A 16443-nucleotide genomic window follows, 5' to 3' on the forward strand; every position below is an offset into this window, starting at 1 on the left:
CCTAGCGTTTCCTGGGGGAACGCTTGCCGGCGGCCTTGGCCGCGGCTCTTGCTGCGGCCTGCGCCGCAGGGGGCAGCATGCCCGGCTCGGTTTCGGGTTCTGCCACGGTCCCGCGTGCCTTCGCAATGGCCTTCATGCCGTGGTAAATCAGCAGGGCCGCCGCGGACCCCAGGGCGATGCCGGTGAACTTCAGGTCGCCGATGGTCCAGGCGTAGTCCGCGATGCCGATGATCAGGGCCACTGCGGCGGTGGTCAGGTTGACCGGGTTGGCGAAGTTCACCTTGTTCTGCACCCAGATCTTCACGCCCAGGATGCCGATCATGCCGTACAGCATGGTGGCCGCGCCGCCCAGCACACCGGCCGGGACGGTGGCAATCAGTTCGCCGAACTTGGGCGAGAAGCTGAGGAGGATGGCGAACATGCCGGCCACCCAGTATGCCGCCGTCGAATACACCTTGGTGGCAGCCATGACGCCGATGTTTTCGGCGTACGTGGTGGTGCCGGACCCGCCGCCGAGGCCTGCCAGCACGGTGGCGGCACCGTCGGCCATCAGCGCACGCCCGGAGACGCCGTCGAGGTTCTGCCCGGTCATGGCCGCAACGGACTTCACGTGGCCGATGTTCTCCGCCACCAGCACCAGGACCACCGGCACGAACAGGCCGAGGACGCCGATGTGGAACTCAGGCGTCTGGAAGTGCGGAAGGCCCACCCAGGCTGCGGCGTCCATTTTGTCGTATTTCACCTCGCCGCGGAGCATGGCTACCAGGTAGCCCACCACCACGCCCACCAGGATGCTGAGCCGGCCCAGGATCCCGCGGAACAGGACGCTGACCAGGATGATGGTCACCAGCGTGACCAGGGCGGTGATGGGCGCGGCATCGAAGTTCTGCTTGGCGGCCGGGGCGAGGTTCAGGCCAATCAGCGCCACAATGGCGCCGGTGACGATGGGCGGCATCAGCCGGTTGATCCAGCCGGCGCCGAACTTCTGCACCACGGCACCCACCAGCGCCAAGGCTGCGCCGGCGAGCACCACGCCGCCCAGGGCGCCGGGGATGCCGAACTGGGCCTGGGACGCCGTGATGGGCGCAATGAAGGCGAAGCTTGAGCCAAGGTAGCTGGGCACCCGGCCCTTGGTGATCACCAGGAAGAGCAGCGTGCCGATACCCGAGAAGAACAGCGTGGTGGCCGGCGGCATCCCGGTGATGATGGGAACCAGGAACGTGGCGCCGAACATGGCCACCACGTGCTGCATCCCCACGCCGATGGTCAGGGGCCAGGCCAGGCGCTCGTCCGGTGCTACCACCTGGCCGGGGTTGATGGTCTTGCCGGTGCCGTGCAGCTTCCATTTGATTCCGAGCATGCTCATGGGAAGGAATGCCTTTCAGGGGGTGCCGCGAGGGGGCAAAGAGTAACTCGGTCAAGAGTACCGCCAAGTAACTCCAGGCTGCCCGCTGTGGCCAACGTCACCTGCCGTCACGGGAAGAGGACCGAAGCAGTTGAAGTTGCAACCATGGAAAGCACAGAGGCCACCCCCGCTGCGGGGAGGCGCAGCGAAAGGTAAGCCAATGACCATTGCCCATGAAGAAGCGGTTATCGATTCGGCAGCCGTGGACGCCATCTTCGCCCAGGCCCGCACCGCCAACTCGTTCACCGGCGAGGTGACCGAGGAGCAGGCCCAGGCCATCTATGAACTCACCAAGTTCGGCCCCACAGCCTTCAACTCCCAGCCCCTGCGCGTGACCTACGTGCGCTCGCCCGAAGCGCGCGCCACCCTGGTGGACGCGCTGTCCCGCGGCAACCAGGCCAAGACGGCCTCGGCTCCGCTGGTGGCCATCCTCAGCTACGACACCGACTGGGCCGGGAAGTGGGACGAGTTCCTCCCCGGCTACAACGCCCCCAAGGCCATGTACGACGCCGACCCGGAACTCTCCGCGGCCACGGGTAACAACAATGCCCACCTGCAGGCCGGCTACTTCATCCTGGCTGTCCGCTCGCTCGGCTTCGCTGCCGGCCCGATGACCGGCGCTGACTTCGCTGCCATCGACGCCGCCTTCTTCCCGGCCGGCGACCAGAAGAGCTTCCTGGTGGTCAACATCGGCCAGCCAGGAGTCGACGCCTGGGGCGGTGCCAAGCCCAAGTTCTCCTACGACGAGGCCGTCCGCACCGTCTGACTCTGACGCCCGCTCACTTTTGACGTCCTTTCGGCAAACGCCCGCTCACTCTGGTGAGCGGGCGTTTGCTGTCGGGCCGCCAGAGGGGAGCGCGCGTCTTGAATTTGGCTGCGAAAGGTGAGCGGGCGTCTGAGGGGCGTGGGAGACTGGGGCCATGCCGATGCGGAATCTCATCTTCGTGGCCTTCATGGAGCCTGTGGCCGAGGGGCAGGTTTTTCCGCCGACGGACTGGCCGCTGCACATCACGCTGCTGAGGTTTGACGTGAGGTTCGACGCCGGCACCACAGAGGGTGCGGACGTCGCCGAACGCATCGCCGGGCTCGCCGACGCCCCGGCTGCCGCAGCCCTGGGTACTCCGCTGACGGTGGGGGCGGACGCCGGGTTCGGGCGCGACGGATCGGTCCCAGTCAGTCTCGTGGCCCCGCACCCCGCCCTGCAGCAGCTGCACGAGCAGCTGGTGTACCTCGTGGCGGACGCAGGAGGCAGGGTACTCACCCCTGGCCACACGCTCGCCGGCTACCGGCCGCACATTTCACACCACGGCAGCAAACGCCTCCACCAGGGTGACGCCGTCGTGATTGACCGGGTCGCCCTGGTGGACATGGCCCCCGGCGGGGACCACACCATCAGGCGGGTCCTCCGGCTGTGGAGCCTTGGTGGTGGTGGTGGCTAGGCGATGACGCTGTCCACCAGGGCCTTGGCTTCGGCCTGCACCTGCTTCAGGTGCTCCTCGCCCTTGAAGGACTCGGCGTAGATCTTGTAGACGTCCTCGGTGCCGGACGGGCGGGCTGCGAACCAGGCGTTCTCGGTGACCACCTTGAGGCCGCCGATGGCCGCGCCGTTGCCGGGAGCTTCGGTGAGCTTGGCGGTGATTTCTTCGCCTGCCAGTGACGTAGCGGTGACGTCCGCTGCGGAAAGTTTGCCCAGCTTGGCCTTCTGGTCCCGGGTGGCCGCCGCATCAATCCGGGCGTAGACGGGCGCGCCGAACTGGTCCGTCAACCCCTTGTACAGCTGGGACGGGGACTTGCCGGTGACCGCGGTGATCTCGGAGGCCAGCAGTGCCAGCAGGATGCCGTCCTTGTCGGTGGTCCAGACGCTGCCGTCCATCTTGTTGAAGGAGGCGCCGGCGGATTCCTCGCCGCCGAACGCTCCCTCGCCGGAGAGCAGGCCGGGCACGAACCACTTGAAGCCGACCGGAACTTCCACAAGCTTGCGGCCCAGGCTTTCGGCCACGCGGTCGATGATGGAGGAGGACACCAGGGTCTTGCCCACCACGGAGGCCGGGTTCCAGCCGCTGCGGTTGCGGTAGAGGTAGTCGATGGCCACGGCCAGGTAGTGGTTGGGGTTCATCAGGCCGGCGTCGGGGGTGACGATCCCGTGCCGGTCGGCGTCGGCGTCATTTCCGGTGGCGATATCAAAGGCGGCCTGGCCGGAGGCGGCGGCGTCCGACATCCGCTGGATCAGCGATGCCATGGCCGACGGCGAGGAGCAGTCCATGCGGATCTTCTCGTCCCAGTCCAGGGTCATGAAGGCCCATTGGGGGTCCACCGTTGGGTTCACCACGGTGAGGTCCAGGTGGTGGCGCTCGGCAATCTCGCCCCAGTAGTCCACGGACGCCCCACCCATGGGGTCTGCACCGATCCGCACGCCGGCATCGCGGATGGCGTCCAGGTTCAGGACGGACGGAAGGTCATCAACGTAGCTGCTGAGGAAGTCGAACTTGCCGGTGGCGTCCGCCGCCTGGGCGTCTGCCAGCGGAATCCGCTTCACGCCGCGCAGGCCGTTCTCGAGCAGTTCATTCGCGCGGTTGGCGATCCAGCCGGTGGCGTCCGAGTCTGCGGGGCCGCCGTGCGGGGGGTTGTACTTGAAGCCGCCGTCCGCGGGCGGATTGTGGCTGGGCGTCACCACGATGCCGTCTGCCTGCGGGGCTCCCGGCGCCGCCTTCCGGTTATAGGTGAGGATGGCATGGCTCAGTGCAGGGGTGGGGGTGTAGCCGTGGCGGGCATCGACCAGCACCTGGACGCCGTTGGCAGCGAGCACCTCCAGGGCGGAGTTCTGCGCGGGCTCGCTCAGCGCGTGCGTGTCCTTCGCCAGGAACAGCGGACCGGTGACGCCCTGCGCGGCCCGGTACTCCACGATGGCCTGGGTGATGGCCACGATGTGCTGCTCGTTGAATGAGGCCTTGAGGCTGGAACCCCGGTGCCCCGATGTCCCGAACACCACGCGCTGGCCCGGATCACTGAGGTCCGGTGCGATGTCGTAGTACGCGTCAAGAAGCGCAGTGATGTCAACAAGGTCCTGGGGTTGGGCAACTGTGCCCGCGCGGCTAGCCATGGCTCCAGCATGCCAGAACCTGGCAGGAGTCAAAACGACCCGCCCAAAATGCGGCCCCTGTGACGGCGCCAACCAAGTAGTCCACCTGAGTACCCGGCCCGGAAAGTACCTATATACCGGGCCTTTGGCGCCCTGCTAACTTCAAGAAAATTCCACGAAATGACCGAAAGGAACGGACGACGGCGGGCCGCCGCCGTCGTCCTGTCCGGGCAAGGAAACGGGGACGTCCAATGGGGGCAGGAGACGGGGCAGCGGAGCAGTCCAGGCTCGCGGCCGAGCGGGTGGCCCGGCTCAAGCGCCGGCTGGACGAGGCCGAGCGCTGTACGAAGGCCTGGGACGCAGGCTCCGTGGGGGAGCGGGTGGTGGCAGACAAGCTCAGCGAGCTGGTACCGCGGGGCTGGTACGTGCTCCACGATGTGCACTGGCCGGGCCGGCCCAAGGCGAACCTTGACCACGTCGTGGTGGGCCCCGGCGGGGTAGTGGTGGTCGATTCGAAGAACTGGACCGGTGAAGTGCGGGTGGCCGCAGGTGTCCTGTGGCAGGGCCGCTATGCGCGGACCCAGGCAGTGGAAGGGGCACTTGCCCAATGCGCCGCCGTGGCCTCGGTGCTGGCGCCCCCACACCGCAGGCTGGTGCGTCCACTGATCTGCATGTCCGCGCAGCCGGACCTTTTCGGGGTGACGGCATCGGACGTTGCCGTGGCCGGTTCGCAGCGTGTGGTGGAGACGATTGCCGCATTGCCGGCGGTGCTGGACCAGCAGGCAGTGGTGGGACTCTACGAGCAGCTGGGCCAGCTGCTGACGCATGAGCAGGAACCGGGGATTACGGCCCTGCGGAATGTCAGGCCCGGAACCGTGGTGCGGCCGGCGGGAGCGCTGCCGCCGTCCGGTCCTGCTGTGGCGCCGGATCTGGAACCCCCGCACGTGCAGCCACCGCATGGTGGACCCCGCCCTTCCCAGGCAGCGGACGGAAGCCGCAGCAGGGCCAGGCACCCTGCAGGCCGCGGGCTTCCTGCAAAGGGGAGCCAAGCGGGACAACGGGCAGCGAAGCAGGCGGGGCACCGCGCAGGGAGCCAGGCGGGACAGCATTCGGCGAACCAGGCGGGCCGGGGCCGGCACGGCCGGAACAGCAAGGCGGAGCATTCGGGTACCAGCGGCCCAAAGCTGGCCCTCCTGGCGGCCGTCGTCATTTTCGCCGTGTATATCCTGCCCTACTTGGGCCGATAGGGCCGCCGCCGTCCACCGGCCGCAGCCGTTCACGGGCTGCGTTGCGGACAGCGGCGGTGATGCGCTTGAGGCGTTCCGAATCCAGGGTCCACGCCTGCCAGTAAAGCACCACATCCTCGTAGGCGCCTTCCTCCAATTCCTCCAGCCGCACCAGGGAACCGGGCTCCAGCTCATCCGCGAGCTGGAGCTCCGGGATCATTCCCCAGCCAAGTCCGGCCTTGGCGGCAGCAAGGAACCCCTGTGACGAGGGGACGGTGTGGGTGGGTGGTTGCCGGCTGACGTCTTTCTTGGCGAGCAGCTCCTGCTGGAGATTGTCTTTGCTGTTGAATTTCAGGACCGGCATGGCCGCCCAATCGAGACGTCCGGAGCCCAAAAAGCGGTGGCGCAGCCCGGGCGCGGCCACCGGAATGTACCGCATCGAGCCCAGCGGTTCCACCCGGCACCCGCTCACCGGCACGGGGTCCGAAGTCACGGCGCCCATCACCTCGCCCTCACGCAGCAGCTGGCTGCTGAACCCCTGGTCCTCCAGGTGCAGATCGAGGGCCGCGTCCGCCCAGCCGGCGGCATCGTCCAGCACGGGCAGGAACCAGGTGGCCAGCGAATCCGCATTGACGGCCACGGGCAGGTGCGCCCTGGCTGCCGGTCCCGGGCCGAGCGCTGCCGACGTTTCCGCTTCCAGCACCTGCACCTGGCGGGCCATCCGCAGCAGCAGCGCGCCGGCGTCGGTGGTGGCGCACGGCACCCGCCGGCGGACCAGGACCTGGCCTACGGAGGTTTCCAGCGCCTTGATCCGCTGGCTCACTGCCGATGGGGTGATGCGGAGCAGATCAGCCGCTGCCTCAAACGTTCCTTCATCAATCACGGCGGCCAGGGCCTTCAAGTGTTCCAGGTTCATGAAGTTATTCTAATGATCCGAAAGAATCAGTTATTTGCCTGCATATCAGGCGCAGCCTACCGTCGATACCATGTGGACCGCGGGAATTACCGGAATGCTGACCGGGCTGGCACTGATCGTGGCGATCGGGGCGCAGAACGCTTTTGTGCTGCGCCAAGGGGTCCGGAAGGAACACGTCGGGGCCGTGGTGGCCGTGTGCATGGCCGGGGATGCCCTGCTGATCCTTGGCGGAACGGCGGGCATCGGGGCGCTGGTGACCCGCTTTCCCGAGGCTTTGGAGGTCCTTCGCTGGGCTGGTGCTGCCTACCTGCTCTGGTTCGCGGTCCGCTCCTTCACAGCAGCCCTCAGGCCTTCTTCGCTGGCGGAACAGGAACCCAGGTCCAAGAATTCGGTGATCGCTACAACGGCCGCGCTGACCTTCCTCAACCCGCATGTCTACCTGGATACGGTAGTGCTGCTAGGCAGCCTCGCCAATCAGCAGGGCGCCGGCCTCCGGTGGGTCTTTGCCGGCGGCGCCGTGACGGGAAGCGTCCTGTGGTTCTCCGCCCTGGGGTACGGGGCAAGGGGTCTGGCCGGTGTTCTGCGCAGCCCCCGGACATGGCGCTGGATAGACGCCGGCATCGGCATCCTGATGGTCTTCCTGGCCATCCGGCTGGTCCTGCACTGAAGTAGGCTGTAGCCAGATCCGCAGGGGAGAAACCATGAGCAACCAGCCATCCCAGGGGCCCGACCGCCAGAACGGTGATTCACCCTGGCCCAGCTACCAGCCGCCGTCGGGGCAGCCCCAGTACGGGCAGGCGCCATACAGCCAGGCACCGTACGACCAGCCACCGTACAACCAGCCTCCGTACAACCAGGCCCAGTATGGCCAGACGCCATACGGAAATGCCGAGTACGGCCAGCCCCAATATTTCGGCCAGCCGTCCTACTACGGCGGAACTGTGGAGCCGAAGACCCTGAGCATCGCCAGCATGGTCTGCGGCATCGCCTCGGTCATCATGGGCTGGCTGTTGCTTCCCCAGTTCGCCGCCATCATCACCGGCCACCTGGCCCTCCGGCGCGAGCCCTCCGGCAAGGGGATGTCCATTACCGGCCTGGTGCTGGGCTACCTCTGCCTGCTGGGATACGGGGCCCTGTGGTTGCTGCTCATCATCGGCCTCGCGGTTGCGGGCACTGCCGGTTCGAATACCGGGACTTTCTAGCCCTGCTGACCCGGGACATGCAGCGACGGCGGCCCAGGCACGTGCGCCCGGACCGCCGTCGGACTTTCCGTCAGGCCGCCCCTTATCCCTTCACTGCCGCGGCAGCCGGCACCCCTGCGGGGCTCTCCGGGTAGATGGACTCCGCCGGCGCGCGGTTGGTTGCTTTGGCCCACGGGTAGTAGATGGCCAGGGTGGCAACGATCCCCACGAGCCAGGAGATGTCCGCGCCACCGAGGAGCTTGGTGACGGGGCCGGTGTACAGCGACTGCGCCAGGAACGGCACCTGGATGACGACGCCGACTCCGTAGGAGACCAGGGCGGCGGCGTTCCAGCGGCCGTAACGTCCGTCCGGGTTGTAGAGGGCCGGGATGTCCAGCCGGTCGCGCGAGATCTTGTAGTAGTCCACGAGGTTGATCACGGACCAGGGGGTGAACACCATGAGCAGCAGGAGCACGAAGTTCTTGAACAGGTTCAGGAAGTCCTTGCTGGCGAACAGTGCGATGAGGACGCTGGCGCCGATAACGGCCACGATGAACGCGATCCGCACGGCTTTCGAGACGGTGTCCCGGCGGTTGACGGCGGTGCTGATGGTCACGCCGCACATGAAGGCGCCGTAGGCGTTGAGGCAGTTCACCGTGAGCTTGCCCGTGACGATCATCAGGTAGATGAAGATGGCGATCAGCCCGCCCCCGGCAAGGTCTCCCATGTAGCCCACCTGGTTCTTCAGGAAGTCCCCGCCGAGCTTGGCGGCGGACAGCCCGCCGGCCAGGGCCCCCAGGGTCATGGCCCACTGCGCGCCGCCCACCGAGCCGGCGAAGGTGTACCAGAACGTCCTGCGTTCCGAGGTGTGGGCCGGAAGGTAGCGGGAGTAGTCGGCAACGTACGGTCCGAACGTCAGCTGCCAGCCTGCACCAAGGGCGATGGCGGTCAGGAAGGTGGGCCATTCGAAGCCCTTGACCATCATCACCTGGGTGACATCGAACTTGGTGACGACGGCGACTGTCAGGTACAGGAACCCGGTCAGGCCCAGCACTGTTGCGATGCGGCCCAGCGCATGGATGTACTTGTAGCCCAGGATGGCCAGCAGGGCGGTGGCGGCACCGAAAATGAGGATTCCGACGGCGGGAGCGTCCACTCCCAGCATGAGGTTGATGGCCTGCCCCGAGAGGACGGTGCCTGTGGAGGCGAACCCCACGTACATCAGGATGACCAGTGCCAGTGGGATCACGGCTCCGTAGACGCCGAACTGGGCGCGGCTGGAGATCATTTGGGGCAGCCCAAGTTTGGGGCCCTGGGCAGAGTGGAGGGCCATGACGGCGCCGCCCAGCACGTTGCCCACCAGCAGGCCCACGATGGCCCAGAAGGCATCCGCCCCAAATACCACCGCAAGGGCGCCATCCACGATGGCGGTGATCTGCGCGTTGGCGCCGAACCACAGGGTGAACTGGCCCCGCGGGTGGCCGTGGCGCTCACCCGGCGGAATCATGTCGATCGATCGTGCCTCTACGGCGGTACTGCCTCCGGCCATGGCCAAACTCCTCAGTGATGAAAACGTAAGGTCCATCACATCGGGTTTCGGGCTGCCGAAACACCGCCATTCAGGTGCAGCTGTCCGGGAGGCCAGACAGCCCGGCGTGTCGCCACAATGTTTCCGGTGCGCGCTTGCTAGCGGAGCAGCTCGACGTCCGAGACCAGCTCGATATGGGCCAGCATGGCGTCGGCGGCGGCCCGCGGATCCTGAGCCCTGATGGCATCGGTGATCTTCCGGTGGGAGGCCAGTGACTGCTCTGGCCGCCCGGGCTGGCCCAGGGATTCCATGCGGGTCTCCAGGATCATCTCCGCGATGAAGGCCATCAGCTGCGCCAGGACGGAGGAGTGCGCTGCGGCGGTGATGGCCTGGTGGAACAGCTCGTCGCCATGCGTGCCACGATCGCCGTCGTTGATTTCCTGGGCCATGACGGCCAGGGCGTTGTCGATGGCGGCAAGGTCCTCGTCAGTGCGCCGCTCGGCCGCAAGTGCCGCCAGCTTCACTTCGAGCGTGCTCCGGGCCTCCACGATTTCCGGCAGCCGGCTCTGGTGTTCGCGCAGGCCCTTGATCACCGAGGCCACACTGGGACGCCGGGCCAGGACCGCACCGGTTCCGTGCTGCACGTCAATGACCCCGAGTACTTCCAGGGCCACCAGGGCCTGCGCCAGGGTGGCACGGGACACTCCCAGTCGCTCGGCAAGGTCGCGCTCCGCCGGCAGGAGGTCGCCGGGACGCAGCTGTGCGGACTCGATGTAGGCGAGGATCTGCTCCACGAGCTGTTCGTAGAGCCGTGGCCGCGTGACGCGTTCCAGGCCCAGCCGTGCCGTCTTCTCCACAAAGCCCTCCCTTGGGTTGTCCCCGTCCAGAATACTCCCTCGTTCTATTGACAGATAGACTCACTGTCTAAGAGGCTAGTCCAGTGAGCCAGTAACTCACGTCACATTCTTTCCCCCAAAACGGAGGACCAACGATGTCCGCTCCTGTCTTATCGATCATCATCCTGGCGGCAATGTTCCTGCTTGCCACCGTCCTGCCCCTCAACATGGGTGCCCTCGCGTTCGTGGGTGCCTTCCTGCTGGGCGCTGTGGTGTTGGGCATGTCCACCAACGAAATCCTGGCCAACTTCCCCGGCGGCCTCTTCCTGACCATCGTCGGCGTCACTTACCTGTTCGCCATCGCACAGAACAACGGCACCATTGACCTCCTGGTCCGGGGAGCCGTCAAGCTCGTGGGCAGCCGGGTTGCCCTCATTCCCTGGGTCATGTTCGCCATCACCGCCGTGATCACGGCCGTGGGTGCACTGTCTCCCGCCGCCGTCGCCATCATCGCCCCCATCGCCCTGAGCTTTGCCGGGAAGTACAAGATCAGCCCGCTGCTGATGGGCATGATGGTGATCCACGGTGCGCAGGCCGGCGGCTTCTCGCCCATCGCGGTGTACGGCGTCACCGTCAACGGCATCCTGGCCAAGACCGACCTTGCCTTCAGCCCCACCGCGCTCTTCCTGTCGAGCTTCTTCTTCAACCTGGTCATCGCCGTGGTGCTGTTCGTGGTCCTGGGCGGCAGGAACCTCCTGTCCTCCAAGGTGGGGCACTTCGTGGAGCAGGCAGCCGAGGCACGCATGGCCGTCAGTGTCGGTGCCAAGGCGGCCGGCGGCGACGTGCCCCTCAAGGGCTTCGGCTCCGGCATGTACGGCCCCCGGGACCCCGCGGGCGACGGCGTCGCGGCCACCAAGGAGCGCTCCGAGCGGATTCCGCAGCTGGTCACCATTGCCGGCCTGATCGTGCTGGCCGTGGTGGCCCTCGGTTTCAAGATGGACGTCGGCTTCGTGTCCATCACCATCGCCATCGTGCTGGCCCTGGTCTCACCCGCCGCGCAGAAAGGTGCCATCAACAAGATCAGCTGGTCCACCGTGCTGCTGATCTGCGGCATGCTGACCTTCGTCGGCGTCCTTGAAGAAGCCGGAACCATCAAATTCGTCTCCAGCGGCGTGGCCGGAATGGGAATGCCGCTCCTGGCAGCCCTCATCATCTGCTTCATCGGCGCCGTGGTGTCCGCCTTTGCCTCCTCCACCGCCATCCTGGCGGCCCTCATTCCGCTGGCCGTGCCGTTCCTCTCCACCGGCGAGATCGGCGCCGTCGGCGTCATCTGTGCCCTCGCGGTATCCGCCACCATCGTGGACGTCTCTCCCTTCTCCACCAATGGCGCCCTGGTGCTGGCCAACGCCCCGGAGGACGTGGACAAGGACAAGTTCTACAAGCGGATCCTCGGCTACAGCGGAATCGTCATCGTGGCCGGGCCCGTCCTGGCCTGGCTGGCCCTGGTGGTCCCCGGCTGGCTGTAGCCGCCAACGGACCTGCCGGCGCCCGCTCTTTAGAAAGGAAAACCCAGCACATGAGCACAACCGAAACCGCCCGAGGCCCCCTGGCCGGACACCTCGTGGTGGACCTCAGCCGGGCACTGGCCGGACCTCACGCCGGCATGATGCTGGCCGACCTTGGCGCCCGCGTTATCAAGGTGGAGAGCCCCGGAACCGGGGATGACACCCGCGGTTGGGGCCCGCCGTTTGTCGGCCCGGAGGACAACCTGCAGTCCACCTACTTCATGTCCTGCAACCGCAACAAGGAGTCCATCAGCCTGGACCTGAAGAGCAGCGACGGCCAGGCGGTGCTCCGCGGGCTGCTGGAACGCGCAGACGTGGTGATCGAGAACTTCCGGCCCGGCGTGATGGACAGGCTGGGCTTCTCCACGGCCGCCATGCACGGTATCAACCCACGGCTGGTGATCCTGTCCATCACCGGATTTGGCCACGACGGGCCCGAGTCCCAGCGCAGTGGGTACGACCAGATCCTCCAGGGCGAGGCCGGCCTGATGTCCCTGACCGGCTCCGGGCCGGACGATCCCCAGCGCGTCGGCGTCCCCATCGCCGACCTGCTCTCCGGCATGAACGGGGCTATTGGCGTCCTGGCAGCCTTGGTTGAGCGGAACAGCACGGGCCGGGGCCAGGTGGTGCGTACCTCGCTGCTGGCATCACTGATCGGGGTGCACGCCTTCCAGGGCACCCGGGCCACCATCGCGGGCGAAGTGCCGCGGGCCCAGGGCAACCACCACCCGTCCATCGCCCCCTACGGCCTGTTCAACTGCAAGGACGGGAGCGTCCAGATCAGCGTCGGCAGTGAGAAGCTCTGGCAATCCTTCGCCTCCGCCTTCGGCCTGGACCCGGCAGCCCCGGGGTTTGCCAGCAACGCCGAAAGGGTGCGGAACCGCGTGGAGGTGATTGCCACCGTCGAACACGCCTTCGCCCACTACGGGGCGGCGGAGCTCCTGGAAAAACTGAACGACGCCGGGATCCCGGCAGGAAAGGTCCGCTCGCTGGACGAGGTGTACGCCTGGGAACAGGTGGCGTCCCAGGGCCTGGTGGTGGACGTGCAGCATCCGCTGTTGGGCAAGGTGAGCCTGCCCGGGCCGCCGTTGCGGTTCTTCGCGCCGGGGGACACGGCCGAAACCACCCGCACCGAACACGACGCGCCTCCGTTGCTCAACGAGGACGGCCCGGCGATTCGCGAATGGCTGGGACTGGCCTCTGCCGCAGCCGGGACGAAGTAGGCATGGCGACGGCGGAAAAGGTACGGCACATGAACGCAGCCGAACTGCTGGGCGCGGTGGTGGATCCCGGCTCCTTCGTTTCCTGGGACACGGAACCGGAGCAGCCGGCGCTGTCCGCGGAGTACGCGCAGGACCTGGCCAGGGCCCGTGAGCGGAGCGGCGCCGACGAATCCGTGCTCACCGGTGCCGGCCTCATCCGCGGGCGCCGGGTGGCGCTGATCGTCAGCGAATTCTCCTTCCTGGCCGGTTCGATCGGCCATGCGGCGGCGCAAAGGATTGTTGCCGCCGTCGAACGGGCCACGGCTGAGGGGCTTCCGCTGCTGGCCGGGCCCGCCTCCGGCGGAACCCGCATGCAGGAAGGGACGCTCGCGTTCCTGTCCATGGTCAAAATCACCGGCGCCGTCCGTGCCCACCGCCAGGCCGGCCTTCCCTACCTGGTCTACCTGCGGCACCCCACCACCGGTGGCGTCATGGCGTCCTGGGGATCCCTGGGGCACATCAACGTGGCCGAGCCTGGTGCCCTGCTGGGTTTCCTGGGCCCCCGGGTGTACGAGGCACTGTACGGCGAGGCGTTCCCGGAGAACGTCCAGGTGGCAGAGAATCTCTTCCACAAGGGATTGATCGACGGTGTGGTGGAACCGGGCGATCTTGCCGACCTGGTGGCGCGGGCGCTGGACATCCTGACGCCTACGGCAGCAGCTGCCGGCGGCCCTACGGCATCGGTGCCCTTGCCGTCCACGCTGTCGGTGCGGCCGGCCGATGTGGATGCCTGGACGTCCATAGAGCTTTCCCGCCGGCCGCGGCGGCCCGACCTGCGCCAGTTGCTGAAGTTCGGCGCCACGGACGCCCTTCCCCTGAACGGGACCGGGCAGGGGGAGAAGGACCCCGGGTTGCTCCTGGCGCTGGCGCGCTTTGGCACCCAGTCGTGCATCGTGCTGGGCCACGCCCGCCCGCTGCGGAAGGACGCCGCCGGAATGGGGCCGGGTTCACTGCGTGAGGCGCGCCGGGGCATGAAGCTGGCGGAGGAACTGCGGCTGCCGCTGCTCACCGTCATTGACACCGCCGGGGCCGCCTTGTCGCAGGAGGCGGAGGAGGGCGGACTTGCCGGGGAAATTGCCCGCTCCCTGCATGAGCTGATCGGCCTGGAATCGCCCTCGGTTTCCGTGCTGCTTGGCCAGGGCGCCGGCGGAGGAGCGCTGGCGCTGCTGCCCGCGGACCGGACCATCGCCGCCCAGCACAGCTGGCTCTCACCTTTGCCTCCGGAGGGCGCCAGTGCCATCGTGCACCGGACCACGGCTTTTGCGCCCGCCATGGCACAGGCGCAGGGGGTCAACGTGGCCGCCCTGTACGCCAACGGCCTGGTGGACCACATCGTGGACGAGCGCGGGGATGCCTCACTTGAGCCGCGTGAGTTCTGCACCCGGATGGCCCGTGCCATCGAGTATGAACTGGCAACGGTGGCCTCCACCCCGGTGCCTGAGCTCGTTGCCGCACGGGCCCACAAGTTCGCCACCCTGGGAGCCAGCTGACGGGTCTCACTGGGGCCCTGGGGTGGACCGCGGTGCGGAGTGTTTGGGGGTCGACGGCGGTTCGGGCCGCGCGCTGTCGCCTACCGGCGGTCGGGAGTGTAGAGGGCCACCATGATGCCGGTGGCAGTAGGTTCTGCTTCCAACAGCCGCAACGCGGTGCGGGTGCCGCCGGCGAAGAGTTGGTGGCCCGTGCCCAGGACGACGGGATGGATCATGAGCAGGTACTCGTCGATCTGGTCGGCGGCCATGAGCGAGCGGATCAGCTCCCCGCTGCCCATGACCACCAGGTTTGAGCTGGTGCCTGCCCTGAGTTCCTGCACGGCGGCGGCAACGTCACCGTGCAGGAGGGTTGAATTGGGCCACTCGAGGTGGGTTTCCGGATTCCTCGACGCGACGTACTTGGGCGTATTGAGCAGGGCCTCCTTGAAGGGGCCGCCCTGCCGGTTCCAGGACTCCAGCAGCTGTCCGTAAGTGCGGTGTCCGAACAGGAAGGCGTGCTCCGGGCCCATCCGTTCGCCCATCTTGTGGACGGTGGCCTGGTCTGCATGGGGAACCGCCCAGCCGCCATGGCTGAAGCCGCCGCGGGTATCCTCGTCCGGCCGGCCGGGTCCCTGCATCACGCCGTCGAGCGTCACGTGGTTGGCCACCACAACCTTGCCCACTGTTGCCAGCCTTTCCCGCGCCGGTCGGACAGCTTGCGGCTACCTGCGCTGCCGGGCCCTGTCCCGGTGGGCGTTGGAGCGAAGTTGCAGAATCCGCGCGCCGCCGGCCACGGCTACGAGCACTCCGCCCGTCACGGCGGCGATGAACAGTGCCATGCCCAGCGGGACGGAGCCCTCAAAGCCCAGGAATTTCACCAGGACCTGCTCCTGGTTCTGCAGGATAAAGACGATCAGCAAGATCAAAAGCACCAGGGCGGCCACCACCGCGGCCCAAATGACCCCGGCACGGGTGACTTTGCGTTCGGGAGTAGCCCCCGCCGTCGGCCCGGTGCCTGTGGTTTCCGGACCATCCACCGGGTAGGAGGGCGCGTTGCCGTAGCCCGCCGGCCGTACCGGGGATGTTGAAGTGGGAATGGGCTGTGCCGTGCCAGGTTCGGTTTCCGGCTGCCTGTCAGGTGTAGGCGTACTCTGTCCTGCGCTCATAGTCGTCCTCTTCCCGAATGCTAAGCATGCTTATTGTTCAACCATAGACGCCTTGGTCTGCGCAGCACAACGACCGGAACGACGGCGGGCGCCGGCGGCTGCAAAAGGTGCGGATGGCGGAGGGGCCCCGGCCGGGGACCCCTCCGTAGACTCCAGTCCGGGTTGCCCGGCCGGACGTCAAACCCGCTCCTTGCTCCGTTCAGCGGAGGGGGCGCCTGGCGCAGGCGTCCTGCGCCATTTGGGGAAGGCCCAGAACGTGAAATCCGGTGCCTTGACCGGCTTCTCCTGCGTCTCCGCAGGGGTTTCCGGTTCCGCTTCAGGCCGGCGCGTGGTTTCTTTCCTGGCGCCCCACCCAAAGTCCTTGCTTGATGCGTAGCACATCACAGACCTCCTTATGGTGACTGCCTATTAATCGTCCTCCTGATCCCTCCAGGAGTCGACAGTCAGCGGAAATGCCTGTGCTTGGACATTTCATTCCGTGGAAATCGGGAGCGCCGGGAACTTGCCTGCGCGCTCGAATCGCCCCGCTCTAGCCGCCGGCAGCCACCACGTCCTGGGCCTCCTGCGGGCCATGGAAGTCGCACGGACCCTGGTGGCGCAGCGGAAGCAGGCAGGTCCTGCCGGTGGGCAGGTGGACCAGGGCGCACCGGCCGGTCATGGCCAGGTCTTCCCGGACGTTGGTGTTGCTCAGGTCCGGGCGCTCGTCGGCGGCCGCTGCGTCAGCTTCGGCGCCGGTCGCGTTGGTTTCAGCGTTCATGCAGGACAACTCCTCGTGGAGCATTGATGGTGGAGGAACAGTGGTGGCGCCTT

At 67.2% G+C, this 16443-nt stretch carries 17 protein-coding genes; 8 read left to right on the plus strand and 9 right to left on the minus strand.

What is annotated here, in order from left to right:
• Position 1: 1 nt before the first annotated feature.
• Positions 2-1366: a uracil-xanthine permease family protein gene (locus tag ACTJK0_RS09760; protein ID WP_440745012.1), complete on the minus strand. Its 1365-nt coding sequence runs from the start codon at positions 1364-1366 to the stop codon at positions 2-4.
• 199 nt (positions 1367-1565) lie between these two features.
• Here ACTJK0_RS09760 and ACTJK0_RS09765 point away from each other — a divergent pair, with 199 nt between their 5' ends.
• Positions 1566-2171: a malonic semialdehyde reductase gene (locus ACTJK0_RS09765; RefSeq protein WP_440745013.1), complete on the plus strand. Its 606-nt coding sequence runs from the start codon at positions 1566-1568 to the stop codon at positions 2169-2171.
• A 160-nt stretch (positions 2172-2331) separates the two neighbouring features.
• Complete coding sequence (locus ACTJK0_RS09770; RefSeq protein ID WP_440745101.1) at positions 2332-2844, plus strand: 2'-5' RNA ligase family protein; 513 nt, start codon at positions 2332-2334, stop codon at positions 2842-2844.
• Here the strand turns inward: ACTJK0_RS09770 and pgm are convergent.
• Positions 2841-4505, minus strand: coding sequence for a phosphoglucomutase (alpha-D-glucose-1,6-bisphosphate-dependent) (pgm, locus tag ACTJK0_RS09775; protein WP_440745014.1), 1665 nt, complete (start codon positions 4503-4505; stop codon positions 2841-2843). The genes ACTJK0_RS09770 and pgm overlap by 4 nt on opposite strands.
• Before the next feature lie 230 nt (positions 4506-4735).
• Between pgm and ACTJK0_RS09780 the strand changes: the two genes are divergently transcribed.
• The gene (locus ACTJK0_RS09780) at positions 4736-5731 is read left to right on the plus strand and encodes an NERD domain-containing protein (protein ID WP_440745015.1); all 996 of its coding nucleotides are present in this window, start codon (positions 4736-4738) and stop codon (positions 5729-5731) included.
• Here the strand turns inward: ACTJK0_RS09780 and ACTJK0_RS09785 are convergent.
• The gene (locus ACTJK0_RS09785) at positions 5691-6626 is read right to left on the minus strand and encodes a LysR family transcriptional regulator ArgP (RefSeq protein ID WP_440745016.1); all 936 of its coding nucleotides are present in this window, start codon (positions 6624-6626) and stop codon (positions 5691-5693) included. The genes ACTJK0_RS09780 and ACTJK0_RS09785 overlap by 41 nt on opposite strands.
• A gap of 70 nt (positions 6627-6696) precedes the next feature.
• On the opposite strand from ACTJK0_RS09785, the gene ACTJK0_RS09790 reads away from it, so the two are divergent.
• Positions 6697-7293 (plus strand): LysE/ArgO family amino acid transporter, encoded by a 597-nt coding sequence (locus ACTJK0_RS09790; protein WP_440745017.1) that lies wholly within the window; start codon positions 6697-6699, stop codon positions 7291-7293.
• A 34-nt stretch (positions 7294-7327) separates the two neighbouring features.
• Positions 7328-7828, plus strand: a complete 501-nt coding sequence (locus tag ACTJK0_RS09795) for a DUF4190 domain-containing protein (protein ID WP_440745018.1) — start codon at positions 7328-7330, stop codon at positions 7826-7828.
• An 82-nt stretch (positions 7829-7910) separates the two neighbouring features.
• Here ACTJK0_RS09795 and ACTJK0_RS09800 read toward each other — a convergent pair whose 3' ends face one another.
• Both ACTJK0_RS09800 and ACTJK0_RS09805 read right to left on the minus strand, forming a co-directional pair.
• Entirely contained in the window at positions 7911-9356 is a 1446-nt protein-coding gene (locus ACTJK0_RS09800) for a purine-cytosine permease family protein (RefSeq protein ID WP_440745019.1), read from the minus strand.
• 137 nt (positions 9357-9493) lie between these two features.
• Positions 9494-10192: a FadR/GntR family transcriptional regulator gene (locus ACTJK0_RS09805; RefSeq protein WP_110542315.1), complete on the minus strand. Its 699-nt coding sequence runs from the start codon at positions 10190-10192 to the stop codon at positions 9494-9496.
• Between the two features lie 134 nt (positions 10193-10326).
• On the opposite strand from ACTJK0_RS09805, the gene ACTJK0_RS09810 reads away from it, so the two are divergent.
• From ACTJK0_RS09810 to ACTJK0_RS09820, 3 genes are read left to right on the plus strand one after another with little or no spacing between them, the layout of a single operon-like run.
• On the plus strand, positions 10327-11697 hold the full coding sequence (locus tag ACTJK0_RS09810; protein WP_440745020.1) for an SLC13 family permease: 1371 nt from the start codon (positions 10327-10329) through the stop codon (positions 11695-11697).
• A gap of 50 nt (positions 11698-11747) precedes the next feature.
• Positions 11748-12959, plus strand: a complete 1212-nt coding sequence (locus ACTJK0_RS09815; RefSeq protein WP_440745021.1) for a CaiB/BaiF CoA transferase family protein — start codon at positions 11748-11750, stop codon at positions 12957-12959.
• Between the two features lie 2 nt (positions 12960-12961).
• The gene (locus tag ACTJK0_RS09820; protein ID WP_440745022.1) at positions 12962-14488 is read left to right on the plus strand and encodes a carboxyl transferase domain-containing protein; all 1527 of its coding nucleotides are present in this window, start codon (positions 12962-12964) and stop codon (positions 14486-14488) included.
• A gap of 80 nt (positions 14489-14568) precedes the next feature.
• On the opposite strand, the gene ACTJK0_RS09825 is transcribed toward ACTJK0_RS09820, so the two are convergent.
• The 4 genes from ACTJK0_RS09825 to ACTJK0_RS09840 form a co-directional block, all read right to left on the minus strand.
• A complete protein-coding gene (locus ACTJK0_RS09825; protein ID WP_440745023.1) occupies positions 14569-15150 on the minus strand; it encodes a dihydrofolate reductase family protein in 582 nt (193 codons plus the stop codon).
• 39 nt (positions 15151-15189) lie between these two features.
• Complete coding sequence (locus ACTJK0_RS09830) at positions 15190-15633, minus strand: LapA family protein (RefSeq protein ID WP_440745024.1); 444 nt, start codon at positions 15631-15633, stop codon at positions 15190-15192.
• Between the two features lie 177 nt (positions 15634-15810).
• The gene (locus ACTJK0_RS09835) at positions 15811-16014 is read right to left on the minus strand and encodes a hypothetical protein (RefSeq protein ID WP_440745025.1); all 204 of its coding nucleotides are present in this window, start codon (positions 16012-16014) and stop codon (positions 15811-15813) included.
• Between the two features lie 148 nt (positions 16015-16162).
• Positions 16163-16390: a hypothetical protein gene (locus ACTJK0_RS09840; protein ID WP_440745026.1), complete on the minus strand. Its 228-nt coding sequence runs from the start codon at positions 16388-16390 to the stop codon at positions 16163-16165.
• Positions 16391-16443: the final 53 nt, after the last annotated feature.

It is taken from the genome of Paenarthrobacter sp. 22069, from assembly GCF_052046035.1.
Classification (GTDB): Bacteria; Actinomycetota; Actinomycetes; order Actinomycetales; family Micrococcaceae; genus Arthrobacter.

Excerpts from the sequence above, each read along its gene's own strand:
- ACTJK0_RS09765 (WP_440745013.1), top strand. The coding sequence starts at position 1,566 with ATGACCATTGCCCATGAAGAAGCGGTTATCGATTCGGCAGCCGTGGAC.
- ACTJK0_RS09830 (WP_440745024.1), bottom strand. The coding sequence starts at position 15,633 with ATGAGCGCAGGACAGAGTACGCCTACACCTGACAGGCAGCCGGAAACC.
- ACTJK0_RS09800 (WP_440745019.1), bottom strand. The coding sequence starts at position 9,356 with ATGGCCGGAGGCAGTACCGCCGTAGAGGCACGATCGATCGACATGATT.
- ACTJK0_RS09795 (WP_440745018.1), top strand. The coding sequence starts at position 7,328 with ATGAGCAACCAGCCATCCCAGGGGCCCGACCGCCAGAACGGTGATTCA.
- ACTJK0_RS09770 (WP_440745101.1), top strand. The coding sequence starts at position 2,332 with ATGCGGAATCTCATCTTCGTGGCCTTCATGGAGCCTGTGGCCGAGGGG.
- ACTJK0_RS09760 (WP_440745012.1), bottom strand. The coding sequence starts at position 1,366 with ATGAGCATGCTCGGAATCAAATGGAAGCTGCACGGCACCGGCAAGACC.
- ACTJK0_RS09820 (WP_440745022.1), top strand. The coding sequence starts at position 12,962 with ATGGCGACGGCGGAAAAGGTACGGCACATGAACGCAGCCGAACTGCTG.
- ACTJK0_RS09790 (WP_440745017.1), top strand. The coding sequence starts at position 6,697 with ATGTGGACCGCGGGAATTACCGGAATGCTGACCGGGCTGGCACTGATC.
- ACTJK0_RS09780 (WP_440745015.1), top strand. The coding sequence starts at position 4,736 with ATGGGGGCAGGAGACGGGGCAGCGGAGCAGTCCAGGCTCGCGGCCGAG.
- ACTJK0_RS09785 (WP_440745016.1), bottom strand. The coding sequence starts at position 6,626 with ATGAACCTGGAACACTTGAAGGCCCTGGCCGCCGTGATTGATGAAGGA.
- pgm (WP_440745014.1), bottom strand. The coding sequence starts at position 4,505 with ATGGCTAGCCGCGCGGGCACAGTTGCCCAACCCCAGGACCTTGTTGAC.
- ACTJK0_RS09810 (WP_440745020.1), top strand. The coding sequence starts at position 10,327 with ATGTCCGCTCCTGTCTTATCGATCATCATCCTGGCGGCAATGTTCCTG.
- ACTJK0_RS09840 (WP_440745026.1), bottom strand. The coding sequence starts at position 16,390 with ATGAACGCTGAAACCAACGCGACCGGCGCCGAAGCTGACGCAGCGGCC.
- ACTJK0_RS09835 (WP_440745025.1), bottom strand. The coding sequence starts at position 16,014 with ATGTGCTACGCATCAAGCAAGGACTTTGGGTGGGGCGCCAGGAAAGAA.
- ACTJK0_RS09815 (WP_440745021.1), top strand. The coding sequence starts at position 11,748 with ATGAGCACAACCGAAACCGCCCGAGGCCCCCTGGCCGGACACCTCGTG.